Source organism: Tepiditoga spiralis, from assembly GCF_014701195.1.
Classification (GTDB): domain Bacteria; phylum Thermotogota; class Thermotogae; order Petrotogales; family Petrotogaceae; genus Tepiditoga; species Tepiditoga spiralis.
In genome coordinates, this window is the sequence record NZ_AP018712.1 from 359,456 (window position 1) to 384,905 (window position 25,450).

Here is a 25,450-nt window from a genome sequence, read left to right on the forward strand (position 1 = left end):
ACCAATACTCTATACTGATATTACCATCAAAATCATTTCAAATAAAAATATAAAGAAATATGAATATTTATACTTTAATATAAAGTCAAATGAAAGAGTATTTTCTTTTATTATAAATATGGTTAAAAATAAGAGTATTATAGCTCTTTGTCTTATATCCGCACTTCCATAAATCAATAAATAAACTAAAAATGTTCCTAAACTCATTCCTAAACTGTACAATGATTCTGATTTCAAAGCACTTATGTTTAAATATTCTTTTATATTTATAAAAAACATTATTATTAAATATGGTAGTATGAGATAGTAAATTAAATGTAGTACAAAAAATATTATGTTGTGTTCTTTTAAAAATGGTTGTACAAAAAAATTTTGTGAGTATAAATATCTAAGTGGTGTTGGTCCAAAAATTATTTTTATTGGTGATAAAATACTAAATCCAGTTGTTCCTGTGGAAGATGTAGCATTCCATGTAGATAAAACAGCCATTATATACTTAAAGTTTAAAAGAAAAATTAATCCAGCAAGACTCAACATCAAACCTATAATAATAAAATTCTTTTTTTTGCTGTTTTGTTTCAAATGAACAAATGGGATAATCGATAAAAATATAAAGAATTTATAAAATGGTCTTATATCTTTCATAATTAAAATACTAAAAGCTATTATTATTGCTTGCATTATTTTATTTTTTATATTTTGAATTAAAAATATAGTTAATAGAATTACTATTATTAAGTAGTTGTCTTTTAAAAAGTTTATATTTGTAAAAAATAGTGTGTGATTAAAGTAAATTGTAAAAAAGAAGATATTATTTAAGTCTTTAAATATCAAAATAAGCAACAAAAAAATAATGTTGCTTTGAGTAATTAAGGCTAAAACAGCATCTTTAAATGGATATATTAAATATCTTAAGAACATTGGATATTGATAAAAAGTTTTATTTGTCATATCTTCAAAAGGAAGATTAAACGTACTAAAGTATAATTTAGTATCAGAAGTTTTAAAGGCTATTTGAAAAAGTGCTTCATACGAATTTATATTCATTAAGTAAATCATTATTACTATTAGTAAATTAAAAAGTATAAAATGGTTTAATTTATTGTATTTGATAGATACAATAAAAGAAAGAGTTATTAATAAAATACCAAACATTTTTTTAGCTCCACTTTTTTAATGTAGTAAAACAAATATAATGTTAATTTAAAACTTTTTCAAGTTGTATTCTCTTCTAAATATTCAATAGTTCTTTCATTTTTCTTATTCCATAATCAAAGTTATATTTTGTTTTGTATTCAAAGTAGTTAATTTTATTTTTATATAGTTCTTTTATTTTTTGGTTCATTTCTTCTTTATTTTTACAGAGCTGAATTTTATTTAATAAATATTTGTTAACTTCTATATTATAGGCTAAACAAGCTTTATTATAGTTTATAGCTTCTATTAAAGCCATTGGCATCATTTCTTTTCCTGATGTAAAGAGGTATAAATCACTTGCTATTAAATATTTTTCAACATCTTCAACTCTTCCGAGCCAAATAATATTATTTGTTTTGTTTTTTAATATAGATCTTTCTTCACCATCACCTAAAATTAAAAATTTTATCTTGGGATTTTTTTCTGCAAAATACAGTATGTGAGACAAATTTTTTCCTTTTTTGAATGTTCCAGAAAACATGGCTATATAATCATCATCTTTTAAGTTCAATTCTTTTCTAATTTTATTTTTTATTTTTTCATATTCTTCTTTTTTATATCTGTTTATATTGAAATTTTGAAAAAAAATCACTGGTATTTTTATGTATTTATTTATTAAATTTTCTGTAATTGGAGTTATTTGTATAAATCCATTGCAAATATAGTTTATTATTTTTGACAGTCTTTTAAATTTTTTTTCATCATATTCTAAATGTTGTAAGTAATATATTTTTGGTTTATTTATTTTAAAAAAGTATTTTATAAATATTTTAATTAGGTTTCTATTTGTGTGTATAATTAAAACATCATTTTTATTTATTTTATTCAGTTTAGTTTTATAATTTATTTTATAATTTTTTAGTTTATTTATAAAGTTATTATCTTGATTTTTTGCAATTAAATAATTTTCTATGTTGAGTTTATTTAAAATTCTTGCATAGTTGAAGGCAACATTTTCTCCGCCACCAAATCTAAACTTATCCAGTAGTTGATAAACTTTACTCATTTAAAGCTCCTTCAATATTTCTAAAATTGTACGATTAAAAACATCTAAAGAAAATTCTTGGCGTACTTTTTGATATCCATTTATTCCATATTCATTTTTATTTTTTATACAAATTTTAACAGCTTCAGCAATAGCTTTTGATGATTTTGGTTCAATAACTTTTCCGTTAAATCCATCAACGTTATAAAATGAAGTTCCTGTACCGAGTTCTGTTGTTATTATTGGCAATTTGTTTGCCATAGCTTCAAGCGAAACTATTCCATATGCTTCTGATTTTAGTATTGATGGAAGAACAAAAACATCAGATGAATTGTATACACTTTTTAATTCTCCATTAGAAAGATTTTCCAGCATTAGAACTCTTTCCTTTAAATCATTTTCTTTTATTTGTTCTTTTATTTTATTTTTTAATTTTCCACTTCCAACAATTATTAATCCATAGCTTTTATCTAAATACTTTAAAGAGTCTATTAAATAATTAATTCCTTTGTATTTGACAAATCTTCCAACAAATAAAATTTTATTTTTAAAGTTAAAATTTTTAAAGTCATAAAGTTTATCTGTTTCAAATTCACCATGATTAACACAAAGTGGGAGTATTTTAGTTTTATCTTCATATTTTTTTAAATTTTTAGATGATTTTACATAATTTGGCGATGTTCCTATTATTACATCAGCTTTATTTAATACTTTATCAGTCATTTTGTTATAAATTTTTGTTATTAACCCATTGTACCCAATTAAATCACTATGATAAAATATTATAATTTTTGCATTCCCTTTATATTTTAAAAGAGCATATTCTGCTATTGGATTTGGATAATGAAAAATTAAAACATCTGAATCTTTACACAAATTATTAAATATTTTTAAAAACTTTATAGAAATTGGAGCAGGTCCAATCTTTAATTCCTTAAATCTAATAATATCAACATTATTTATAATACCAGATTTATGTTTTTTTCCATCAAAAGATATAACCTTTGATACATAGCCATCTTTTGCAAGTACTTCAGCTATATCTTTGGTTACTTTTTCTATTCCACCTTTTGTTGGATAATAATATTTTCCTATGGAGGTTATTACTTTTTTAGTATTTTCCATTCTTTTTATCCTTCCAAAACACAATTAAATGTTTTTTGTTTACTTGATTTTCAAAAAAATCTTTATTCATTTCATTTGCAATTACTAATATTTTATCAAATTCATCTTTTAATAAATTATAGTCATTATTAAAATTATCAAAAATAATGAAAACTTTATTTTTTTTGCTAATAAATTCTCTATATTTTTCTAATTTTATTGCATAAGAATCTTCTTTTTGTATTGTAAATAAGTTAAATTTATTTTTTATCATTTCTTCTTTAAACATATTTTTTAACTCTGAATTTTTTATAACACATCCAATAGAAATATAATCCTTTGAAATAATTTCACTCACAAGTTTATCTACACTGTTGTTTAAAATTATATAATCTTCGTTATACAATTCTTCTAAAGTTGATGTATATTTTATTTTTTTAGAAAATGAGTCTTTCAAATATATTATTAAGTATGCAAAAAACACAGAAATAAAGATACTCAAAATTAAAGTTCTTTTTTTACTTGGATATACTGAATAAGGAGGTATGAATGCTTCATTGACAATTACAAATTTACTTTCTTTTATATTTTTATTTAATTTATATTTTTCAATAGTTTCCAAGTATGCATTGTATTTGTATTGTAAAAAATTTTTTTGTTTTAATAATTCAAAATACTCAATGTACAAAGGCGTTCTTTTTTGTATTTTTTCATTTATTACTTTCAATAAGTTTTGATTTACTTCTTTTAAAATATCTACATTTTCTAAGAAAGTGAGGTCTTCTACATATTGATTATATTTATTTTTATCTATTACTGCCAACAAATTGATTTTATTTTTTGTTATTGTACTTATTTTGTTTTTTAAATTATTTTCATATACATTTATTGATGTTTCCAATTCATTTATTTTAGGAGAGTTTGGACTATTTATTTTCAATATTTCTAATTCTAATTTTTGTTTAGTTATAGTTGATTTTAAATCTTTTATTCCACTAAAATTAGAGTTATAAAGCATTACATTTTGTAATTCTGGATTCATATTTTTGATGTTTTTTTCAATATTATTTTTTTCTAATTGTTTTTCGATTTTTGTTTTTTCAATTTCAAAGAGTTTTGAATAAACTTCAAAGTATTGTTTAGTGAGGTTATCTTTTTCAAATGTATCTAAAATCTTATTATCTACTTGAAATTTTATAATCTTTTGATTTATGCTTTCAAAATCAATAGATATTTTATTAAATTCTTCTTCCATTTTTTTTATTTTATTTTCCATTTTTTTATCTTCTAAAATAATAGAATATTCATTGTAGTATTTGTACAAATCCTTTACTATTTTATAAGCATAAACATCATTAAAAAATCTGACTTTTATTTCAAAATAATTGACTGTATTTGGGATTTTAGCTGCTTCTATTATTCCTCTTATATATTCTATTGTGTTTCTTTCTTTATATTCAACTCCCTTTAATTTTTCTATGAAAGTCCTATTGTCGTTTAAATACTTTATTAGTTTTAAGTCTTCTATAGTTTTTTTTATTACATAGTCAGATTTTATTATATTAGCTTCATCATCTATTGCAGAATTTCCTTCACCAAGCCCCAGTAAAGATAATGATGAATTATTACTTAAATCAACTTCATTATTTTTTAAAACCATAGTTTGTGAAGCTTCCCAAAATTTTCTTGTGTTTTTATAGTATAAAAACATAAAAGCATAAAAACTTAAAAATAATATTAGAAATAACTTATAATTTCTTTTGAAAATATTAAAGTATTTATTAAAAAATTTTTTTAATGAATTATCTTCCATGTTTTCCTCCATCATCTTGCACCTTTCATACCAATCATTGTTTCAAATGTTTTCAACATTATTTGAAGGTCCAACATTAAATTTCTATTTTTAATATAATATAAATCATACTCTGTTTTTTTTATATAATCTTTAATTGTTGATGTATGTTTATAGTTTATTTGTGCCCATCCTGTTATTCCAGGTTTTAACTTTAAACGTTTTGAATAAAATGGAATCTTACCATTCATTTTCAAATGAAATTCTTCCATTTCAGGCCTTGAACCAACTATAGACATATCACCTTTTAAAACATTTATAAACTGTAAAGATTCATCTAATCTTGTAAATCTTATAAACTTTCCTATCTTCAAAACTCTCTTTTCAATTTCACCATTTGGATTATTTTTATCTATTTTTGCCTCTTTTAATGACCTAAACTTTATCATTTTAAAGGATTTTTCATCTTTTCCTATACGTTTTTGTTCAAAAATAATTGGTAAACCATCTTCAATTAATATAAAAAAAGATATTATTAACATAAACGGCGAAAAAAGTATCATTAATACAACACTTATTATTATATCTATAATTCTTTTAGAAGGAGATTCAAGAGGATTATTGAGTGTAACTTCATAATATTCTGAAAATTTACTTAAAACTTCAATTGGTATTCTTTTTAAATAATATTCACAAAGATTTGGAAGGTATTCAACGTTTTCTCCATTTCTTTTTATTTTAGGGTCAACTATTAGAAGATTATCATAATCTTCAGTATCAACAAATTTTATTTTATTCATTGTTTTTTTTTCTATTTCACTTAAAATATTTTCAATTCCTTTTGAATCTCCAAGAATTAAAAATTTTTTTATATTTGCATGTTTAGTATAAATTTTATACTCTATTAAGTGTAAAAGAGATAAAGCAAATGTATTAAAAATAAATAAATATATAAGCATGTATCTGTTTATAAAGTTTTCTAATGCAAAATAAAATATCAGTGTACCAACATATCCTATTATGGTTCCAATGGCATTTCTAATTAAATTAGAGTTGTAATTGATCATATTTTCATTGTCATAAACTCTAAATGCATAAAATCCTAAAAATACAATAAACGCAACGAAAAATGCCACTGTAAATGGCACTTTTAATAAGATTAAAAAAATAGTTATAATCAAAATATCTATTATTTTTATATACTTTCTCATGATTTTCTCCTTTTTAAAAGAAATCATACAACCTTTTATACAAAAACTATTTTATCAGAAAAGTATTAAATAATATTTAATTGTATGATAATATGCAATAATTTAAATACTAACTGTACAATTTACACTTTGAAATAAAAGAAAAGGAATGAGTTAACTCATTCCTTTTCTTTTATTTCAAAATCAGCATCTTCATCAATTTCAATTTCTTTTTCAGCTTCTTCCCATGCCTTTGAAACAGCTTCATACTCTTTTTCGTCTTCTATCGAATCTAAGAAAAAATCTTCTCCATCTTGAATAACCTTAAAAGCAACGCTATCTCCAAGAACAATTTCTTCAGCATTTTCTTCAGGAAAAGCTTCATCACAAATCCAATACTTTGTTCCATTTAACTCAATTTCGTCAACATACATAAAGTGATATTCATTTCCATCTTCACCTGTTAAAGTAAAAAATTCTATATTTTCCATTATACTACCTCCAGTCATATTTTAACCATTATCTCATTTTTAAATTTAATTTTTATTTCAATACAGTAAAAAAAAGGAGGCATTAGCCTCCAATTTTACATTACTCTATTTTTTAATTCTGTACCAGCCTTAAACTTAGGTACTTTTTTAGCTGGAATTATAATAGTTTCTTTAGTTTGAGGATTAATACCTTTTCTTTCTTCTCTTTTAACAACTTCAAAAGTTCCAAAACCAACTAATTTTACACTTTCTCCTTTTTCGAGACTTTCAGAAACAATATCAACAAAATCATTCAAAAATTTTTCTGCATCCTTTTTTGAAACATTTAATTTTTCAGAAATAGCAGAAACAAGACTCTTTTTGTTCATATATACACCCCCCTATGAAATGTTATCATATTCTCTTAATTTTACCATAAAATCTTTTGTTAATCAAGTTTTTATATAACCATTATTTTTATTCAAAAATTTTTTATTAATGAGCTATTGATTCTTAAACTTATCAAAATTATGATATAATATTAATACAAAAATATTATATAAAAAAAGGGGGAATCAATATGAAAAAAGATAGTTTGTATATTAAACTTGGAATTCCAATTATTTTATTTGTTTTATTAGCTTTAACTACATATTTGTCAACACTGTACATTACAAAAATGCAGTCTGCAGATGGTTTAGTTATTAACCTTGCAGGAAGGCAAAGAATGTTATCTCAAAGAATGACAAAAGAAGCTTTAACCTTTTCAAAATTTAAAAAAGAAGAAGATAAAACAGATTTATTAAATACATTAAAAGTATTTGATACAACATTAACTTCACTAAAAGATGGCGGAGAGGCACCATTTGATTTAGCTTGGAAAAAAATGGTAAACTTACCAAAAGCTCCAGAAAAAGTAAAACTTCAACTTGAAACTGTTAAAAATATTTGGGATAATTTTTATAATAAAATGCATGATTTTTTAGACAAAGACTCTGAAGAAAGTTTAGTCTATTTAATAAATAATAACTTAAGTTTACTAATAGAGATGAATAAGGCAGTTACTTTATTTCAAGAAGAATCTGAAAAAAAGGTTGTTTTAATGAAAAGTATGCAATTAATAATTTTTATAATAAGCTTACTATTAGGTACCTATGCAATTTATATGTTGAGAAAATCTTTATCTCCTTTAAAAAGTCTTGAAAAAATTGCCGAAGGAGATTTAACTGTAAAATCAAGCATAGAGACTAATGATGAAATAGGTATTATAGCACAAAAAATGTATATGTTAGTTGGAGAAAAACTAAGACCAACCTTTGAATTTATAAAAGAAAATTTAGAAAAAATTAAAGTTCACTCTGATGAAGTTTCTAGTAGTGCACAAGAGTCTAATGCTATAACCGAAGAGTTTAAAGCAGCATTTGATATGATGTCAGAAGAAGCAGAAGTAATGAAAAATGAAACGGATAACACTAATGATGCTGTAAGTGAAATATCTCGTTCAACAGATGAAGTTGCAAATTCAGCAATTGAATTAGCAAATGTTGCAGGAACATTAGAAGATGCAACAAACAATGGAAAAGAAGTTATGGCTAACTTAGAAAGTGCTGTTAATAATGCAAAAAATGAAACATTAAAAACTATAGATGAAGTTAAAGAATTAGAAAAATATGCAAGTAACATAACAGAAGTAATTGAACAGGTTTCAAATATAGCAGATCAAACAAACTTATTAGCTTTAAATGCTGCTATAGAAGCAGCAAGAGCTGGAGAAGCTGGAAAAGGATTTGCTGTTGTTGCAGATGAAATAAGAAAACTTGCTGAAGAAACAAGAAATGCAACAGAAGAAATTTCTGAAATATTGGGATCTATAAAATCAAATGTAGACAAATCAACAGATCAAATCTTTACAGTAAAAGAAACCGTAGAAAAAGTAACGGATCATTCAAAAACATTAGAAAAAGAATTAAACAACATATTAAATCAAACATCTGTTGTTTCTGAAAAATCGCAAACATTGGCAGCATCTGCTGAAGAACAAAACGCTTCATCGCAAGCTATATCTCAATCATTTGAAAATGTAAATGATTCATTAAATAAATACTTTGACAATGTAAGAAATATGAGAGAATCAAGCAATGATATACAAAACACGGCAGATAACTTAGCAAATATAGCTTCTGACTTGCAATTAAGTGTAGATAATTTAAATGATTCTATTTCAAAATTTAAATTTTAAAAATTAAAAAAGTCGCTTAAGCGACTTTTTTAATTATCTCCACCAAAAAAACTACCAAGTATATTTTTTCCAATTCCATCTATACCCTTTGTTTCTCCTTTATTAGATCTTACTCCAGCACTAATTCTATCTGCAAGTCTTGAAAAAGGTAAACTTTGTAAATAAACAGCACCTGGTCCAGTTAACCTTGCTAAAAACACACCTTCTCCACCAAATAAAGCGTTAGTAAAACCACCAACAAATTGTATATCATACTTTACATTTCTTTCAAACCCAACTATACAACCTGTATCAACTCTCAAACTTTCTCCAGGATGAAGTATTTTTTTTATAATAGTTCCACCAGCATGAATAAATGCCAAACCATCTCCTTCAAGTCTTTGAAGAATAAACCCTTCTCCGCCAAATAAACCAGCACCTATCTTCTTTGTAAATTCAACACCTATTTCAATACCTTTAGCTGCACATAAAAAACTATCTTTTTGACAAATAAATTGTCCATTAAATTTACTCAAATCTATTGGAATTATCTTACCTGGATAAGGTGCACCAAAAGCCACATGTCCTTTTCCATTACCTTTATAGTAAAAATTTGTTATAAAAAAACTTTCACCAGTAACCATTCTTTTTAATCCACTGAATATTCCTCCGCCAGTATTAGTTTGCATTTCAATACCATCTTCCATATACATCATGGCACCAGCTTCAGCCCTAACACCTTCACCATAATCTAACTCAATTTCTACAAGTTGCATATCATCACCATAAATCTTATAATCAATAACATCAGCCATATTTTCCCCTCCTTTTTTAGTTTAATTCTACCATAAACAAAATAAAAAAAGCAAAGAATAAATATTCTTTGCTTTTTTTTTATTATAACTTAATTTAATTCAACTTCTACGCCTAACATAAAAGGCCATGGGAAAAAATGAGGCGTAATTTTAATATCTGTTTTTTCCGTAGATTCAAATATGAAAGTAAAACCAAAAATAGGATTTAAATAAAGGTCTCCAAGTAAATTAATACCAAAGCCAGCTTTTTGAGCAGCAGTTAATGCTTTAGTATCATAAAAATAATAATTTGCACTTAATCCTGTTTCGAATGCAGGAATAACGTCATAACCAAAAAAATTAAGTTTTAAAAATGTTGTACCAATTGCGGCCTTTGCTTCTCCACTCAAATAATAAGAACCAAAACTAAGATTAGTATCATCAAGTAAAACTGAGCCATCAAAACCTACATAATTTATTCCACCATCAAAAATATATTGTATATCAGTAAGAGGCAAGTTTAATTTTGTATATTCTTCTCCAAGAATACTATCTAAAGATAAATATTCTTTAACTCCGCCATAAGCATTCCATCCTTCAAACCCAAAAAAAATGTCACTCCAACCATTTCCTCCAACTATTAAATTAGAAAAGCTTGTTAAAGATAAAATGGCAACAAATAAAACTAATAAGTATTTCTTCATAAAACCACTCCTTTGTCAAATAAATATAAGTTTTTATTAATAAAATACAACTTACTTAAAGAATACCATACACACGTATACAAAAAGTAAACGTTTTCTTAACAATATAATAAAAAAATAGTTGACTTAATTATTTAAGTCAACTATTTTTTATAAGTTTTTTATACTTTAAATTTTTCTACTAAACTATCTAATTCATTTGAAATTTGAGATAATTCTTCAGCCATACCTACTATTTCAACACTAGAATCAGCAACAGCCTTAATTTCTTCTTTTGTATTTTTAATACTAGAACTAACTGTAGAAACATTATCGCTTGCTTGATTCATTGCTGCGGCCATTTCTTCAGCTGCTGCACTTTGTTCTTCTGCACTAGCTGCAAGATTAGTAACCATAGAACTCATTTCTTTCATAGAATTTTTTATATTTTCAAAACCAATTGCAACTTCATTAGATTGATTTCCAACCTTTTCAATTATATCCTTTAATCCAAGAGATTTTTCTCCTACAACCTTTGTATCATTTTTTATGTTGCCCAAAAGTTCTGAAATGCTTTCAGTTGCTGTTTTAGTTTCTTCAGCAAGTTTTCTTATTTCATCAGCAACAACAGCAAAACCTTTTCCTGCTTCTCCTGCTCTTGCTGCTTCTATAGCTGCATTTAAAGCTAATAAGTTTGTTTGCTCTGCAATAGTAACTATTGCATCAACTATTCCTTCAATATTTGCTGATTCATCTTGTAATTTTTTAACTGTACTATAATTATCTTCGGCGTTATCTACTGCATTTTTTGCAATATCTTTAATTTCTCTTATTTTTTTCTCACCAGTTTCTATGTTGTTTTCAACTTCATCATTTTTATCTGCAAGTGAAGTAGCTGCAGAACTAACAACTTGTGCAGAAGTTGCAACTTCATCAACAGATGCAGTAGTTTCTTCAATAGCAGCTGCCGTATTTTCAGCAGCTTCAGTTACCTTTTCTGAATCTGCAAAAGCTTCTTCAGTTGTTGCATTTAATTCTTCAGACAATGCTGCCATATTAGCAGAATTTTTTTCTGTTTTTTGAGATTTTTCTTTTATTTCGATAACTATCTTGTGTAAATTTTTTCTCATACTTTCAAGTGATTCTTGCAATATTCCCATTTCATCATTCTTATCTTTTTTTAATTCTTTATTTAAAACACCATTTGAAATTTCCTTTGAAAATTCAACAATAGTATTTAAAGGTTTCTTTATCATATTTCTAAACAAGAAATAAATAATTAATGAAACAATAATTATTGAGAATATAGAAATCCAAATAGTTATAGAAATACTCTTTCTAACAGCCGCATACATTTCATCTTCATATGCAGCAAGAACAACATAATAATCTCCAATATTTTTTACATAAGCAATTTTTTTAACTGGTTTTGTTTGTCCAGGTTTTGGATAATAGTAAGAAAAAAATCCATTTTTAACATCTTTTACTATATCAAACACTTTTTTTCCAGTTTTATCATCAACTGCAGAACTTTTTTTACCAATACTTTCTTTTTTATAATACATTACAAATTTACCATCTTTATCATAAACAATTGGATAAGAACTGTTACCTAAGGTTGGATTTGAATAAAGCATTTTATAAAGCTGATCATCTGATTCTTTTTTTAATTGAGCCATATTTTTATCTATATTATCAATATAAACACCTGTTCCAATATACCAATTCCATTCAGGAACATATAAACCAACACTCAATTTTGGAAAAACTTGATCATCTGGCATACCAGGTTTTGGCCAATAATAAACACTTGATCCATCACCAATTCCATTAAACTTATCTTTTGCAGCTTTTACAATATTTCTTATAACATAATTTCCATTTTTGTCTTTTAAATCATACAAACTCTTACCTTCAAGAGATGGTTTTGCCGCATGAAATACAGTCACACTTTTTTCTGTAAAACCAAAAAGATAACCTTCTCCATTATCATATTTTAAAAGCTTAACATCATTTTTAGCTGCTTCTTGAGCTTCTTTTCTTGTCATTTTTCCAGATTTTTCAAGTTGTATATACTTTTCAATAATATCTTTTGCCATTTCATCAATACTCGTTAATCTTAAAACTTGATCTTTTATAGCTTCTTCTCTTAATTTTGCTATTTTAGAATCATTTGTTAAAATTATGTTTGTAATTTTATCAACAGATTTTTCCATTATTTTATTTTTTATTAAGTCATTGGAAAGATTTGTTATCTCCCTTGCAGAAAAAAATCCAATTACTGAAAACGAAACTATCAACACCAAAGACATCAGTAATATAAACTTAAAACTCAAACTTTTAAATCTCATAAATAACTCCTCCTTTTATTAATCATAATTAAATATATTATACACTATTTAATAATCGTTTTAGTAAAATTAACGTAAATAAAATAAACATAGGTAAAACGTAAGAATATAATATATTTATGCTTCCTATTAAGGCCATTGAATTAACTATTATTAATTGACCTATACCAGTTGAACCATAAACTAAACCGCTAAAGAGACCAACTTCTCTATTAGATAATTTTGAATTAGAAAACTTTTGTACTGATGGAAAAATTGGTCCTAAAAATATTCCAGTGGAAATAAAAAACAAATAGTTATGTGTAAATAATAATAAAATAATACTCAATGCAGAAAAGAAAGAGAAAATAGAAATAGTTTTTAACAAACCAATTTTTTTATTAATTTTTTCTGTTAAAATTCTTGCAAAAGTAAAGACAATCCAAAAACCACTCAAAATTAATGAAGCATTTTCCTTGGTAATATTAAACTTATTAAATAATGTACCACTCCAAGTTACATATCCAATTTCAACACCAGCATACAATACAAAAATAATTAAAGAAATATAAACAAATTTTCTTGACAATATTTTTAAAGCTTCTCGAAATCTTATAGCTTCATATTTTGTATTTTTCATAGTATTAGTTAATAAAACATAAAAAAACAGAACAATTAAAAGAACAGAATAAACAGCATAAATAGTTCTAAAATCTATATTATACTTTAATAAAAAAGCTATAAAAACAGGAGCTAAAATACCTCCAAATCCAAAGCAAGCATGAAAAAAACCATAATTTTGATATTTTTCATCTAAATGAGCAAAAAAAGAGGTTAATGTTGTAAAAGCCGTACCCATAGAAACTCCAATAAAAAATATTCCAAATAAAATCATCAAAAAAGAAGAAGAAATTGCAAAAATACTAGTTCCAATAACTCCAAAAATAATGGTTATTAAAAGAGAAGATTTCAAACCAAGTTGTGCAATAATCATAGCTCCAATAAAATTAGAAAGCATACTTCCAACAGTACTTAAAGTTGGAACAAAAGACAGCTCAATAATAGAAACATTAAAGGTACTTTTAATAGAAGTCATAATTGGAGCAAGTGTATTTACTAATATAGAAAATAATAATAAAGATAAAAAAACAAAGTTTCTTTTTTTCAATTCCATAAAAATACCTCCATTTTTATTAATTGGAAATTATTTAATAAAAAAAATCCCGGCTTTGCCGGGAACTGTATTAATTATAACATGATAATTAATTTTTGTAAAGATATTTTTAGTTAATTTAATTTAACTTTTATCATAACTGGATTATGATCAGTATATACAAAGTTCAAATTATAACCATTTATACTCTCAACTACTATATTGGGTGAAGTTAAAAAACTATCAATTATTGTAGTATAATTTTTTCCAGGAGTATAAGGTATATCATCATTTCGTATTGAAGGTGTTTTTATATCATAATTCCATTTCCAGCCTTTGTCTGGCCAATCTTTTGATATTTCAATAATCCAAGAAGGAATTTTTTGTTCGCTTTTAAAGTTATTTAAAGGTACTCCTGGTGGAACCATATTCCAATCTCCACCTATGATTACATAATTCCCTTTTTTATACTCACTCAATAATTTATCTTTTAAGAATCCCATTTGAGTTTTTCTCAAACTTCCATCATCAAAAGCAGAGTTATGAGTATTAATTATTACTAACTCTTTATCTTTATAAGGAAATCTCCATTCCTGTATACATCTATCAAGTTGAACCAATTTTATAGGCCATCCATATTCACCAGGAAGGGCATAACGTGTAGCAGAAGATGGTGTATACTTACCCAAAGTAAATAATCCAGAAAGAACTTTTCCCATTGGATCTGATAAAGGCACTGGAACATAAGGGTTTTTATAATTAACAGCAAAAGAATATGCATAATTATTTAAAGCTTTTGCTATTTCTTTTGATTCGTCTATATGATAAGAACGTTTTGAATTTTTATCTACTTCTTGTAATAAATAAAAATCAGCATTGTGAGTAGATATAAAATTGAGTATTCCTTTCAAATTTCTTTCTACATTTTCTTTTTTAGGATTAGATTGAGTTCCACCATCCATAAAAAAATCAATTTCTTTACCCATACCCATATAACCCAAGTTCCAAGTCATTAAAGTAAGTTCATTTTTATCAATGGATTTTCCATTTGAAGTAACATTTAATTTTATTACTTTATTTGGTTTGAAATCCACAGCTGTATAAAAACCAAAAAACGCAATAACCGCAACAACAAGTATAGATAAAATCCAAAGTGATACTTTTAAAACTTTTTTCATATAACTCCCCCTTTGAAATATATTGAAACTTAAATTCTATTACTCAGTTATAATAATTAATATAATTTAATAAAAAAATAAATAAAAATATTTTTTTATTTACCATTATATCACATTTATTAATTTTTGTTTTCAAAAAAAACATTAATATTACAAATTAATTAGCTTTGCATACTTATTTTATTTATGTACCTAAAATTACATTGAATATTTTATTTTTATTGCTTCAAATTAATTATAAAATATTTATATTTCTTTATTATTAAATAAAAAATTGATAAAAAAAGCAAAATGTTGTATAATGTAAAATGAGAAAAATAATATATTTTAATAATTAAAACGAGGTGATTAAAAAAAATGTCGGTAAAGATAATAACAGATAGTACATCGTATATTCCCGAAAACATAAAAAAAGAATTAGATATTTCAATATTATCATTAAATATTTCTTTTGATACAGAAGAATACAAAGAAATTGAATTGAAAAATGAAACATTTTATAAAAAAATGGAAGAATATGATGAGTTACCAAAATCTTCGCAACCTTCTATAAAAGATTTTTACACAGCTTTTGAAGAAATAGTAATAGCAGGCCATGAAATAGTTGGAGTTTTTTTATCATCTAAAATGAGTGGAACATATTCAACAGCATTAATGGTAAAAAATATGATACTTGAAAACTACCCAGAAGCAAAGATAGAAATAGTAGATTCAACATCAAACTCAATGCAACTTGGATTTGCAGCAATAACTGGTGCAAAACTTGCAAAAGAAGGAAAAAATATTGAAGAAATAGTATCAGAAATAAATAAAAATATAAAAAGAAGCAAATTTATATTCATACCAGACGATTTCAAGTATTTGAAAAAAGGAGGAAGAGTAGGAACTGCACAAGCAATTATAGGATCTGTGCTAAAAATAAAACCAATATTGACAGTAATAAATGGAAAAACAGCCGTTTTAGAAAAAATCAGAACTAGAAAAAAAGCAATTGAAAAGATGATAGATATTTTTGCAAAAGACATTGAAAAATATGGATTTGGAGACGCAGTTGTACATCATATTAACTGTGAAGAAGAAGCATTGAAATTAGCAGACTTATTAAAAGAAACGACTGGAAAAATAATTAAAATAGTTCCAATAGGTCCAGTAATAGGAACACATGTTGGACCTGGATCAATAGGAATAGCCTACTTTACTAAAGAAACATTAAATTCATGAATAAAAAAATATATGCCGTAAAAAAAGGTAGAAAAACTGGATTATTTAGTAGTTGGAAAGAATGTGAAGAACAAACAAAAGGCTATTCAGGAGCAATATATAAAAGTTTTACAAATAAAGAAGAAGCAGAAAAATATTTACAAAATTCTTCTTTAAATAAAAAAACTAAAAATGTTGATATTAAAAATACAATAATAGCATACATAGACGGAAGTTTTAATTCAAAAACAAAAGAATACTCAGCGGGAATAGTAATGTTTTATAATAACACAAAAAAAACCTTTAAATACAAAGATAAAGATCCAAAATTTTCAAAAATGAGAAATGTTGCAGGAGAAATAATGGCATCACAATTAATAATGCAATATGCAGTAAAGAATCATGTAAAAAACTTAGAAATATACTATGATTATGAAGGAATAGAAAAATGGTGTACTGATGAATGGAAAGCAAATAAAACAGGCACAAAACTATACAAAAAATATTATGACCAAATAAAAGATAAAGTAAATATAAAATTCATAAAAGTACAAGCACATACAGGAAACAAATATAATGAAGAAGCTGATAAACTTGCAAAAAGTGCTTTAGGGTTACTTTAAAAATAATTGATAAATAAAAAGCCAAACTAAGTTTGGCTTTTTATCTACGCATTAAACCTATTGAATAATATATTATTATTAAAGAATATGCAATATAAGCTATAGATGGAAAATAAAATAATTTATTTAAACCTATTGAAGTTTTACCAAACAAACTAACTCCGAACCAATTTAATGAATATTTAACTATTAAAAAGGTGATTAAACCAGTCATTACAAAACCAAGCAAAAAAATAAAAAAACCATACAACTTATATTTTTTATTTGCAACTCTTTCAAGAGAGTAAATATGTAAAAGAATACCAAAAACTAAAATAGGTATGTTTATTATTATTAAATTTTTAAAATCTAAAGTAAATTGAGTTCCAATTAATTGAGTTAATTCTTCTCTAAAAATTTGAACAATACCACTGAACAATAAAACTATTGTAGAAACTAATATATTTAAGGTCCCTAAAAACATTTCAAAATAAACAGAAGATGGCTTTGCTATTTTATTTATCTTAACATCACCCATATTTTCTTCATTCATTCTTACACCCCCACAATATATTATATCACTTAAAAACAATGTATTCAATTGTAGGAACTAAACTGTAAACCTAAATTTTTTCAGAATTAAATATATTTTTATTATACTTAGAAGAAAAAAATAAAACAAACCAAGTAGTTAAAACTACGCCCTTTAAAATGCTACTAATGCTAATACTCCACCAAAAACCAGTAACATCTTTTGTTATATACTCAGCCAAAAGAACACCAAAAGGAATTCTTAAACCAGTAAAAAGTATACTAACAACAGTTGGAGGAATAGTTTTACCAAAGCCATTAAAAGCTCCTTGAGTAGAAATCTCTAAAGTCATAAAAACTTGAGAAATTGCCAATATTTTTAAATATTTAAAACCAAGATCTATAGCACTTTGCTCTGGAATAAAAAAAGAAAAAATTTGTTTTCCAAAAAACATAAAAGCAAAGGTTGCAGATAAACCAACAATAAAACTCAAAGTTATAGTAGACAAATAACCCTTTTTTATTCTATTTATTTTTCCAGCACCATAATTTTGACCCGTAAACGTGCCAAGAGCTGTTGAAAAACCTGAAGCAGTCATCCAAGAAACAGATTCAATCTTAGCTCCAACACTTTGAACAGCAACAGGTAAAGCACCATACTTTGAAATCATAGTAGAAATTATCATAGAAAAAGTTGCAAACAAAGAACTATTTAAAGTTATTGGAAACCCTATTTTAATAATTTTTTTAAAATTACTAAGGTTAAATTTAAAGACCAAACTCTCTTTAAACTTTTTAAAATCAATTAAAAATACTATTAAAACAATTAATTGAGAAAAAACAGTAGCAATAGCAGCACCAGTTTCTCTAAAATTAAAGTTTAAAATTAAAATTGGATCTAAAATCATATTCACAATTAATCCAATGCCATTTACTAAAAAAGGAATTTTACTATTACCAAGACCATTATAAACACCAGAAAAAGTTGGATTTAAAAATGTAAATAAAATTCCAAAAGAAATTATTCTAAGATAATTTACAGACATAGAAAAAATACTCTTATCTTCAAATTGAAAAATTGAAATTAAATCATTTGCAAAAAAATACAAAAAAACAGAATAAAAAACTCCCAAAACAAAAGCCAAAAATAAAGAAGAAATAATATATTCAAATGCCTTTTTCTTATTTTTTGCACCTATTGATTGAGAAACAGTTACCTCTGCACCAACTTTAGTCATCATAACTATTGCATTTGCAAACCAAATAAAAAAACCAGCAACACCAACAGCAGCAACAACAGAACTACCAACCCTTCCAAGCCACATCATATCTGTCATATTATAAGCCATTTGAAAAAACGACGTAGCCATTATTGGAAGTGCTAATTTTGTTAATTTTTTTAATATACTACCTTCAGTTAAATTCAACTCCATTAAATTCACCTCATGTTTCCTATTAAAAAGAACGCCATAAGGCGTTCTTATTTTATTTCAACAGTATATTTTGATTTTAACTCTTGAGATTTTTTCAAGTAAACTTCACTTTGTTTCATATTCAACATTTGTTTTGTAATACCTTCTTTAACCTCTTCAAAAGAACTCATTTCTTTATCCTTTTTATCTGTTACCTTTATTATATGATAACCAAATTGAGTTTTAACAGGATTACTTATTTCATTTAATTCCATATTAAAAACAGCTGAATCAAATTCTGGAACCATTTGACCTCTTCCAAAGTAGCCAAGATCTCCACCTTGAGCCTTTGAAGGACAACTTGAATATTTTTTAGCTGCATCTGCAAAATCAGTACCATTTTTTAATTCCTCTAAAATTTCATTTGCTTTTTCTTCAGAATCAATTAAAATATGACTTGCCTTAACGCTTTCAGGCTTTACAAAAGCAGCTTTATTTTCTTCATAATACTTCTTAACTTCATCATCAGAAACAGTTATAGGATTTAAAAGTTTACCAATTGCATATTGTTTTAAAATATCTTTTTTTACAACATCTAAGTTTATTTTAAAATCTTCTTCTTCATCTAATTTTTGATCAATTGCATCTAAATAAATTAATTCTTGATTTATAAGCTCATCTAATAATTGTTTTTTACCTTCTGGTGTCATGAAAGGTGCAGATCTTTGAGGACCAAGCTTTGCAATTAAATCATTTACAGCTCTTTCTGTTATTTCTTTACCATTTACAACAGCTAATACTTTATCAGACATTTTTTTAACTCCTTTTATTTTGAATTATTAAAAGTCTAACATATAAAAATTAATTATTTTAAAATAGAACTTAACAACTTCATTTTTTATTCATTAAACAACATAAAAATAAATACAAATAAAATGAGAAACACTTCCAGCTAAAACAAAAAGATGCCAAACAGAATGGAAATAAGGTATTTTTTTAACTATATAAAAAGCAGTACCAGCTGTATAAAAAAGCCCACCAATTATTAGCCATATCAATCCCCAAAAAGGTAAATTACTTACAACAGGTTTTAAAACAAAAACAACCATCCACCCCATAGAAAGATAAATTAATGTTGAAAGAACAACCATTTTCTTTTTTATAAAAATCTCTTTTAATATTCCAAAAATGGCAATACTCCATATAATAGCAAACACCCTCCAACCAAGATCTCCACCAATAGTTATTAAAGTAAAAGGAGTATAAGTACCAGCGATTAACAAAAAAATTGAAGAATGATCAAAGATTTTAAAAACAGACTTAGCCTTTTTATTTGGTATAGCATGATAAAGCGTTGAAAACAAATACAGAGTAAAAAGAGTTAAACTATAAACCAAAGCGCTAGCCGCATGCAAGGTGTTTCCTTTAAGAAAGGAACTTACAAGCAATAATATTAAAGCTATTAAACTCAATAAAGCACCAACTCCATGAGTTATACTATTAAAAATTTCCTCACCAATTGAATAATCTCTTTTTTTCATAAAATCCCTCCCATAAAAATAACTATTATATTTTTTATAAATACTTTTTTTAATTATATCATTAAATTAAAAATAAAAATAATTAGCAATTATAAGTAACAAGTAATAAACAAAATAGTATCAAATAAATTTATTATAACTATAATTATTTATTAAAAATAATTATAATAAATTTTATAATTCGTATTAGCAACTTGACATATAGAGTGCTAATGTGCTATCATATAGGTGTAAATGAAAGAAACACAAAAATAAAACGATAAAAACAAAAAGATGGAGGTGTTATGTATGAGTTTATTAAAAGTTTATAACGACGATTTTTTCAAAAAACCATTTGAATTATTTGAAGAATTTGACAATCTATTAAATGCAGCTCCAACAAGAGACATGAAAATAGACATATATGAAGATGAAAAAAGTTTAAACATTGAAGCAGAACTTCCTGGAGTAACAAAAAAAGACATAAAAATAAACTTAGAAGACAACGTATTGAGCATAAGATGTGATAAAAAAGAAGAAAAAGAAGAAAAAGGAAAAAATTATTTCAGAAGAGAAAGAGTATTTGGAACCTTTGAAAGAAGCTTTAAACTACCTGAAAATGTAGATGTAGAAAAAATAGATGCAAACTTTGAAAATGGAATTTTAAAATTAAACATACCAAAAAAAGAAAAACAAAATAACTCAAAAGAAATCGTTATAAAATAAACTGCGCTTAGCGCAGTTTATTTTTTTGTATACAAAGTCCAAAATCTATTAAATTCCTTTGTAAAAGAATGAGAAACATCTTGACTATGAATAATTAAAGCATTCTCATCATTTTTAAATTGAGCAGAATTCGTAAAATTATAAGAACCAGTAACGGTTATAGAATTATCTATTATCATAACTTTATGATGAAAAGTTCTTGGATTTTTATCTAAAACTGGATTTAAACTTTTAATAAAAGAGTAAACAGACCACGAACTCTTAGCTTGAAATGTTTCCATAATGATTCTTATCTTTAAACCTCTATTTTTTGCATCTAAAAGAGCATTTGCAATTTCTTTATCAGTAAAAGTAAACATCATAATATCTATACTCTGTTGAGCACTATTTATCAATTGAACTAATCTATCCTTTAAATCATCTTCGGGCATAAAAAATGGTTCTATTAAACCAGAATTAGTCTTTACTTTAACAAAACTCTTTATATTATCATCATACTTTCCAAACATCTTTTTATTAAATTGTTCATTAAATTCCTCCATATAATCTTGTGCAAGTTCATTATTAAACACAATAAACATATTATTAGAATTAGAATTTATACCAGTTTCAGTTAAGTTTGTACTACCAGTAACAACACAATAACCATCTATAACACCAAACTTATTATGCATATATGCACTATTCATATCATAAATAATAGGTATATTATTATTTGGTAATTTAAAATCAGTTTTTGTATTTCTATTTCCAGATTCAATTACAACTCTTACATCAACCCCTCTATTTTTTGCAGAAATTAAAGCATTTACAATATCAACATTATCTAAATCATAAACAGAAAGATAAATAAATTTCTTAGCACCATTTATAAGATTCAAAAAATAAGATAAGTTTTTATTATTTCTATCTTGTGTTGAAATATCATAAAATAAAACTGTTGAATCATTTGTGTTTTTTGAAATACCTATTTTCCATTTATTCAATCCAATATCAAAAGAATATTCAGAGACACTATTATCTGCTCTAAAAAAAAGTTCATTATTTTGTTCATACATACCTGGAATATGGCCGATAATATTATCAGTAAGACCATTTATCCATAGATAATCTCCATTTGACAAATTTAAGTTATAATCAGATAAAAAGACAAGAATAGGCAATGTTAAAATAATTAAAATACTTAAAAACTTTCTCATACTAACCCTCCAAAAATAAATTTTTTCAATAAATTTTTTTCACCTTCATTATTATATAGTATCTTCAACAAAAAATCTAATTTGCATTTGTTTTAAAATTGTAGTAAAATATTAATGAAGTATATAGTTTATTATTAAAAATCCTTAATATGGGTAAGGAGTGATGTTTATGAAAAAATTATTGGTATTGATGATCGTTGTTATTTCAGTTTTTGCTTTTTCTGTACAACTATCAGGAGCATTTAGATTTATGCCTAATGGCGACACCTATCCTGATGGAACACCAAAAGGAGCAAATGGATTTAGAATTTCTAACTTAGACTCGTTTATAGGATTATCTATTGAAGGTTATATGCCTAATGACCCTCGCCATCCAGATTTTTTAGAATTTAATGCATTTGTACTAGGTGTATTAAAACTTGGAATAATAGATGTTTATGGTGGAGTTTCACCAATCTTACTATTCAATCTTCAAGACCCAAGCACAACAGAAACAACACCATCTGGCGGATTATACCATTCATTAAACCCATTTGTATTAAAAGGTGGAGCTGAATTAAACTTAGGTGCAATTAATATAATCGGAGAAGCATACTTTGTAACTAATGATAAATTCAGACACTTTGATCAATTAGGATACGCACTTGGTGTAGGATTAACATTTTAACTTAAATAAAAAATAAAGGCGAAAGCCTTTATTTTTTATTTATAGCTACAATAGCCTCTGCAACTTTATCAGAAATACCTTCATCAAAAGCTTTAGGCAATATATTATCTTCATTCAAATCATCAACCATAGAAGCAATAGCCTCTGCAGCAGCAACCTTCATATCATCACTTATTTGAGACCGTATTTTTAAAGCTCCTTTAAAAATTCCAGGAAAAGCAAGAACATTATTAACTTGATTTGGAAAATCAGAACGTCCAGTTCCAATAACTTTAGCTCCAGCCTTTTTAGCCAAATCAGGCATTATTTCTGGTGTTGGATTTGCCATAGCAAAGATAATAGCATCTTTATTCATTGATTTAACCATATCTTCAGTAACTATATTTGGAGCAGAAACTCCAATAAATATATCTGATTTTTTTATTGCATCCTTTAAACTACCACTCAATTCTTTTGTGTTTGTCATTAAAGCCAATTCTTTTTGATGATCATTAACAGCCGTTTTAGGCGTTAAAATACCTTGTTTATCACAAACCATTATATTTTTAAAACCATACTTTAAAAGCAGTTTTGTAATAGCAGTTCCAGCAGCACCAGCACCATTAACAACCACTCTTACATCTGTATTTTTATTAACAACCTTTAAAGCATTGATTATACCAGCAAGAACTATAATAGCAGTTCCATGTTGATCATCATGAAAAACAGGAATATTCAACTCTTTTTTTAATCTTTCCTCTATTTCAAAACAACGAGGAGCAGAAATATCCTCAAGATTAATTCCACCAAAACCAGGAGAAATCAACTTAATTGTTTTAATTATTTCATCTACATCTTTTGTATCCAAACAAATTGGAATAGCATTAATCCCAGCAAACTCCTTAAATAAAACACACTTACCTTCCATAACTGGAAGAGCAGCCTTTGGACCAATATCTCCAAGACCAAGAACAGCTGTTCCATCAGTTATTACAGCAACTGTATTTCCCTTCATTGTATACTTATAAACATCATCATTGTTTTGATAAATCTTTTTACAAGGCTCTGCAACACCCGGAGTATATGCAATTGCCAAATCATGAGAATTGTTAACCTTTGACTTTGAAACTACCTCTAACTTACCTTTCCATTCTTCATGTTTTTTTAAAGAAAGTTCCTTAATATCCATATTTTCACATCCTCATTTAAAGATACTATTACCATTACTATCTATTGCAACAAGAAGTGGAAAATCAACCACCTCTAAAAGCTGTATAGCCTCTGTACCCAAATCATTAAAAGCTAAAACCTTTCTTTTAATAACCTTTTTTGCCATTACTGCAGCAGAACCACTTGGAGTTACAAAGTATACCCTTTTATATTTTTTACACATACTTATTGCAACAGAACTTCTCTTTCCCTTACCAATAGTACCAAGAACTCCAAGAGAAAACACCATATCAAGAAAAGGATCCATTCTATTACTCGTTGTTGGCCCAATAGAACCAACAGGGAACCCATCTAAACTCTTTGCAGGACCCGCATAAAATATTATTTTTTTATTTAAATCAACAGGAAGTTTTTTATTATCATCCATTAACTCTTTTAAACGTTTGTGAGCAGCATCACGCATTACAATTAATTCACCACTATAACTTATTTCATCCCAAATCTTTAAAGACTCAATATTCAAAACAAACTTCCCCCTTTCTGCAAAGATAACAATCAACAGAAATAGCAAGCGGCAACGTTGCTATATGAGTTGGAAAGTAATTTATATGAACAGAATGAACAGAACTACCTTTTCCAAGACCTTGAAAGCCTATCTTTAATTCATTTAATTCCTTTATTAATTTATTTTCAAGATTTGCATAAAGTTCATTAGAATTTCTTTCATTAAAATCTTTTAAAAGAGCCATTTTAGACAAAATAATAGCCTTATCTGAACTTCCACCAACACCAATACCAACATGAAGTGGAGGACAACTCTTTGCACCATTTTCTTTAATAAAAGATTTAACTATCTCCACAACATCTTCTTTTGTACTAGAAGGCTTCAACATAAAAAGAGCAGTATTATTTTCGCTTCCTCCACCCTTTATTAAAAACTTTATTTTTAAAGTACTATCATTAGTTTGAAACAAATGAACAATTGCTGGAGTATTATTATTTAAGTTTTTTCTTTCAAACAAAGGATCATTAACAGTTGAATATCTAAAAGGATTTTTAGTATAAACCTCTTCAACACAATTATTTAAAAAATCATTTATATTCTCATTAAAACAAAGATCTTTACCAACAAAAACAAAAAATTCAACCATTCCAGTATCTTGACACAAAGGCATACCAGTATCCTTTGAAACAGAGTAGTTTTCTTTTAAAGTATTGCAAAACAAACCTGAATAATTATCCACCTTTTCTTTAACCTTTGAGTTTATAAGAACATTTGCATTCTTAATAGCTTCAATTAATTCATTTTTTATACTATTTAAATCAACACTCTCCATAAAATCACCCTTT

The 25,450-nt window shown here is 25.7% G+C and carries 25 protein-coding genes; 5 read left to right on the forward strand and 20 right to left on the reverse strand.

What is annotated here, in order from left to right; translation table 11 throughout:
- Positions 1-9 precede the first annotated feature (9 nt).
- From IGS63_RS01610 to IGS63_RS01640, 7 genes are all read right to left on the reverse strand, one after another.
- A complete protein-coding gene (locus tag IGS63_RS01610) occupies positions 10-1,155 on the reverse strand; it encodes a hypothetical protein (protein WP_190615305.1) in 1,146 nt (381 codons plus the stop codon).
- A gap of 76 nt (positions 1,156-1,231) precedes the next feature.
- A complete protein-coding gene (locus tag IGS63_RS01615) occupies positions 1,232-2,203 on the reverse strand; it encodes a glycosyltransferase (protein ID WP_190615306.1) in 972 nt (323 codons plus the stop codon).
- Complete coding sequence (locus tag IGS63_RS01620) at positions 2,204-3,307, reverse strand: glycosyltransferase (protein WP_190615307.1); 1,104 nt, start codon at positions 3,305-3,307, stop codon at positions 2,204-2,206. It lies immediately after the preceding gene.
- The gene (locus IGS63_RS01625; protein ID WP_190615308.1) at positions 3,294-5,099 is read right to left on the reverse strand and encodes a GumC family protein; all 1,806 of its coding nucleotides are present in this window, start codon (positions 5,097-5,099) and stop codon (positions 3,294-3,296) included. The genes IGS63_RS01620 and IGS63_RS01625 overlap by 14 nt, the downstream gene beginning before the upstream one ends.
- An 11-nt stretch (positions 5,100-5,110) precedes the next feature.
- The gene (locus tag IGS63_RS01630; protein WP_190615309.1) at positions 5,111-6,289 is read right to left on the reverse strand and encodes a sugar transferase; all 1,179 of its coding nucleotides are present in this window, start codon (positions 6,287-6,289) and stop codon (positions 5,111-5,113) included.
- Positions 6,290-6,447: 158 nt separating this feature from the next.
- On the reverse strand, positions 6,448-6,759 hold the full coding sequence (locus IGS63_RS01635; protein WP_190615310.1) for a DUF1292 domain-containing protein: 312 nt from the start codon (positions 6,757-6,759) through the stop codon (positions 6,448-6,450).
- A gap of 95 nt (positions 6,760-6,854) precedes the next feature.
- Entirely contained in the window at positions 6,855-7,127 is a 273-nt protein-coding gene (locus IGS63_RS01640) for an HU family DNA-binding protein (protein WP_190615311.1), read from the reverse strand.
- Positions 7,128-7,318: 191 nt separating this feature from the next.
- Here IGS63_RS01640 and IGS63_RS01645 point away from each other — a divergent pair, with 191 nt between their 5' ends.
- Positions 7,319-8,977: a methyl-accepting chemotaxis protein gene (locus IGS63_RS01645; protein ID WP_190615312.1), complete on the forward strand. Its 1,659-nt coding sequence runs from the start codon at positions 7,319-7,321 to the stop codon at positions 8,975-8,977.
- Positions 8,978-9,006: 29 nt separating this feature from the next.
- Here IGS63_RS01645 and IGS63_RS01650 read toward each other — a convergent pair whose 3' ends face one another.
- The 5 genes from IGS63_RS01650 to IGS63_RS01670 all read right to left on the reverse strand — a co-directional run bounded on the left by IGS63_RS01650 (position 9,007) and on the right by IGS63_RS01670 (position 15,094).
- Complete coding sequence (locus IGS63_RS01650) at positions 9,007-9,771, reverse strand: TIGR00266 family protein (RefSeq protein ID WP_190615313.1); 765 nt, start codon at positions 9,769-9,771, stop codon at positions 9,007-9,009.
- An 89-nt stretch (positions 9,772-9,860) separates the two neighbouring features.
- Positions 9,861-10,454, reverse strand: a complete 594-nt coding sequence (locus IGS63_RS01655) for a hypothetical protein (RefSeq protein ID WP_190615314.1) — start codon at positions 10,452-10,454, stop codon at positions 9,861-9,863.
- Between the two features lie 161 nt (positions 10,455-10,615).
- Positions 10,616-12,784 (reverse strand): methyl-accepting chemotaxis protein, encoded by a 2,169-nt coding sequence (locus IGS63_RS01660; protein ID WP_190615315.1) that lies wholly within the window; start codon positions 12,782-12,784, stop codon positions 10,616-10,618.
- Between the two features lie 37 nt (positions 12,785-12,821).
- Positions 12,822-13,937: an MFS transporter gene (locus IGS63_RS01665; protein ID WP_190615316.1), complete on the reverse strand. Its 1,116-nt coding sequence runs from the start codon at positions 13,935-13,937 to the stop codon at positions 12,822-12,824.
- Positions 13,938-14,050: 113 nt separating this feature from the next.
- A complete protein-coding gene (locus IGS63_RS01670) occupies positions 14,051-15,094 on the reverse strand; it encodes an endonuclease/exonuclease/phosphatase family protein (RefSeq protein WP_190615317.1) in 1,044 nt (347 codons plus the stop codon).
- 357 nt (positions 15,095-15,451) lie between these two features.
- Here IGS63_RS01670 and IGS63_RS01675 point away from each other — a divergent pair, with 357 nt between their 5' ends.
- Both IGS63_RS01675 and IGS63_RS01680 read left to right on the forward strand, forming a co-directional pair.
- The gene (locus IGS63_RS01675) at positions 15,452-16,315 is read left to right on the forward strand and encodes a DegV family protein (RefSeq protein WP_190615318.1); all 864 of its coding nucleotides are present in this window, start codon (positions 15,452-15,454) and stop codon (positions 16,313-16,315) included.
- Entirely contained in the window at positions 16,312-16,917 is a 606-nt protein-coding gene (locus IGS63_RS01680; RefSeq protein WP_190615319.1) for a ribonuclease H1 domain-containing protein, read from the forward strand. The genes IGS63_RS01675 and IGS63_RS01680 overlap by 4 nt, the downstream gene beginning before the upstream one ends.
- Positions 16,918-16,957: 40 nt before the next feature.
- On the opposite strand, the gene IGS63_RS01685 is transcribed toward IGS63_RS01680, so the two are convergent.
- The 4 genes from IGS63_RS01685 to trhA all read right to left on the reverse strand — a co-directional run bounded on the left by IGS63_RS01685 (position 16,958) and on the right by trhA (position 20,380).
- Positions 16,958-17,449 (reverse strand): hypothetical protein, encoded by a 492-nt coding sequence (locus IGS63_RS01685; protein WP_190615320.1) that lies wholly within the window; start codon positions 17,447-17,449, stop codon positions 16,958-16,960.
- A 70-nt stretch (positions 17,450-17,519) separates the two neighbouring features.
- Positions 17,520-18,860, reverse strand: coding sequence for an MATE family efflux transporter (locus tag IGS63_RS01690; protein ID WP_190615321.1), 1,341 nt, complete (start codon positions 18,858-18,860; stop codon positions 17,520-17,522).
- 47 nt (positions 18,861-18,907) lie between these two features.
- Positions 18,908-19,651: a peptidylprolyl isomerase gene (locus IGS63_RS11755; RefSeq protein WP_190615322.1), complete on the reverse strand. Its 744-nt coding sequence runs from the start codon at positions 19,649-19,651 to the stop codon at positions 18,908-18,910.
- Between the two features lie 93 nt (positions 19,652-19,744).
- Positions 19,745-20,380, reverse strand: coding sequence for a PAQR family membrane homeostasis protein TrhA (gene trhA / locus IGS63_RS01700; RefSeq protein WP_190615323.1), 636 nt, complete (start codon positions 20,378-20,380; stop codon positions 19,745-19,747).
- 288 nt (positions 20,381-20,668) lie between these two features.
- Here trhA and IGS63_RS01705 point away from each other — a divergent pair, with 288 nt between their 5' ends.
- On the forward strand, positions 20,669-21,085 hold the full coding sequence (locus IGS63_RS01705; protein ID WP_190615324.1) for an Hsp20/alpha crystallin family protein: 417 nt from the start codon (positions 20,669-20,671) through the stop codon (positions 21,083-21,085).
- Positions 21,086-21,102: 17 nt separating this feature from the next.
- On the opposite strand, the gene IGS63_RS01710 is transcribed toward IGS63_RS01705, so the two are convergent.
- Positions 21,103-22,284, reverse strand: coding sequence for a phospholipase D-like domain-containing protein (locus IGS63_RS01710; RefSeq protein WP_190615325.1), 1,182 nt, complete (start codon positions 22,282-22,284; stop codon positions 21,103-21,105).
- A gap of 169 nt (positions 22,285-22,453) precedes the next feature.
- On the opposite strand from IGS63_RS01710, the gene IGS63_RS01715 reads away from it, so the two are divergent.
- On the forward strand, positions 22,454-22,951 hold the full coding sequence (locus tag IGS63_RS01715; protein ID WP_190615326.1) for a hypothetical protein: 498 nt from the start codon (positions 22,454-22,456) through the stop codon (positions 22,949-22,951).
- Positions 22,952-22,979: 28 nt separating this feature from the next.
- On the opposite strand, the gene IGS63_RS01720 is transcribed toward IGS63_RS01715, so the two are convergent.
- From IGS63_RS01720 to IGS63_RS01730, 3 genes are read right to left on the reverse strand one after another with little or no spacing between them, the layout of a single operon-like run.
- Positions 22,980-24,119 carry an NAD(P)-dependent malic enzyme gene (locus IGS63_RS01720; RefSeq protein WP_190615327.1) on the reverse strand — a complete coding sequence of 380 codons (1,140 nt, stop codon included), beginning with the start codon at positions 24,117-24,119 and terminating at the stop codon, positions 22,980-22,982.
- Between the two features lie 12 nt (positions 24,120-24,131).
- Entirely contained in the window at positions 24,132-24,623 is a 492-nt protein-coding gene (locus IGS63_RS01725) for a FumA C-terminus/TtdB family hydratase beta subunit (RefSeq protein ID WP_190615328.1), read from the reverse strand.
- Positions 24,613-25,437 (reverse strand): fumarate hydratase, encoded by an 825-nt coding sequence (locus IGS63_RS01730; protein WP_190615329.1) that lies wholly within the window; start codon positions 25,435-25,437, stop codon positions 24,613-24,615. Before IGS63_RS01730 ends, IGS63_RS01725 begins: the two co-directional genes overlap by 11 nt.
- Between the last annotated feature and the right edge of the window lie 13 nt (positions 25,438-25,450).

Bases quoted from the DNA above. Each gene is read 5' to 3' on its own strand.
- IGS63_RS01730 (WP_190615329.1), bottom strand. From the start codon at position 25,437: ATGGAGAGTGTTGATTTAAATAGTATAAAAAATGAATTAATTGAAGCT.
- IGS63_RS01625 (WP_190615308.1), bottom strand. From the start codon at position 5,099: ATGGAAGATAATTCATTAAAAAAATTTTTTAATAAATACTTTAATATT.
- IGS63_RS01675 (WP_190615318.1), top strand. From the start codon at position 15,452: ATGTCGGTAAAGATAATAACAGATAGTACATCGTATATTCCCGAAAAC.
- IGS63_RS01645 (WP_190615312.1), top strand. From the start codon at position 7,319: ATGAAAAAAGATAGTTTGTATATTAAACTTGGAATTCCAATTATTTTA.
- IGS63_RS01665 (WP_190615316.1), bottom strand. From the start codon at position 13,937: ATGGAATTGAAAAAAAGAAACTTTGTTTTTTTATCTTTATTATTATTT.
- IGS63_RS01660 (WP_190615315.1), bottom strand. From the start codon at position 12,784: ATGAGATTTAAAAGTTTGAGTTTTAAGTTTATATTACTGATGTCTTTG.
- IGS63_RS11755 (WP_190615322.1), bottom strand. From the start codon at position 19,651: ATGTCTGATAAAGTATTAGCTGTTGTAAATGGTAAAGAAATAACAGAA.
- IGS63_RS01685 (WP_190615320.1), bottom strand. From the start codon at position 17,449: ATGAATGAAGAAAATATGGGTGATGTTAAGATAAATAAAATAGCAAAG.
- IGS63_RS01620 (WP_190615307.1), bottom strand. From the start codon at position 3,307: ATGGAAAATACTAAAAAAGTAATAACCTCCATAGGAAAATATTATTAT.
- IGS63_RS01630 (WP_190615309.1), bottom strand. From the start codon at position 6,289: ATGAGAAAGTATATAAAAATAATAGATATTTTGATTATAACTATTTTT.
- IGS63_RS01640 (WP_190615311.1), bottom strand. From the start codon at position 7,127: ATGAACAAAAAGAGTCTTGTTTCTGCTATTTCTGAAAAATTAAATGTT.
- IGS63_RS01670 (WP_190615317.1), bottom strand. From the start codon at position 15,094: ATGAAAAAAGTTTTAAAAGTATCACTTTGGATTTTATCTATACTTGTT.
- IGS63_RS01650 (WP_190615313.1), bottom strand. From the start codon at position 9,771: ATGGCTGATGTTATTGATTATAAGATTTATGGTGATGATATGCAACTT.
- IGS63_RS01705 (WP_190615324.1), top strand. From the start codon at position 20,669: ATGAGTTTATTAAAAGTTTATAACGACGATTTTTTCAAAAAACCATTT.
- IGS63_RS01615 (WP_190615306.1), bottom strand. From the start codon at position 2,203: ATGAGTAAAGTTTATCAACTACTGGATAAGTTTAGATTTGGTGGCGGA.
- IGS63_RS01720 (WP_190615327.1), bottom strand. From the start codon at position 24,119: ATGGATATTAAGGAACTTTCTTTAAAAAAACATGAAGAATGGAAAGGT.
- IGS63_RS01655 (WP_190615314.1), bottom strand. From the start codon at position 10,454: ATGAAGAAATACTTATTAGTTTTATTTGTTGCCATTTTATCTTTAACA.
- IGS63_RS01610 (WP_190615305.1), bottom strand. From the start codon at position 1,155: ATGTTTGGTATTTTATTAATAACTCTTTCTTTTATTGTATCTATCAAA.
- IGS63_RS01710 (WP_190615325.1), bottom strand. From the start codon at position 22,284: ATGAGAAAGTTTTTAAGTATTTTAATTATTTTAACATTGCCTATTCTT.
- IGS63_RS01635 (WP_190615310.1), bottom strand. From the start codon at position 6,759: ATGGAAAATATAGAATTTTTTACTTTAACAGGTGAAGATGGAAATGAA.
- trhA (WP_190615323.1), bottom strand. From the start codon at position 20,380: ATGAAAAAAAGAGATTATTCAATTGGTGAGGAAATTTTTAATAGTATA.
- IGS63_RS01690 (WP_190615321.1), bottom strand. From the start codon at position 18,860: ATGGAGTTGAATTTAACTGAAGGTAGTATATTAAAAAAATTAACAAAA.
- IGS63_RS01680 (WP_190615319.1), top strand. From the start codon at position 16,312: ATGAATAAAAAAATATATGCCGTAAAAAAAGGTAGAAAAACTGGATTA.
- IGS63_RS01715 (WP_190615326.1), top strand. From the start codon at position 22,454: ATGAAAAAATTATTGGTATTGATGATCGTTGTTATTTCAGTTTTTGCT.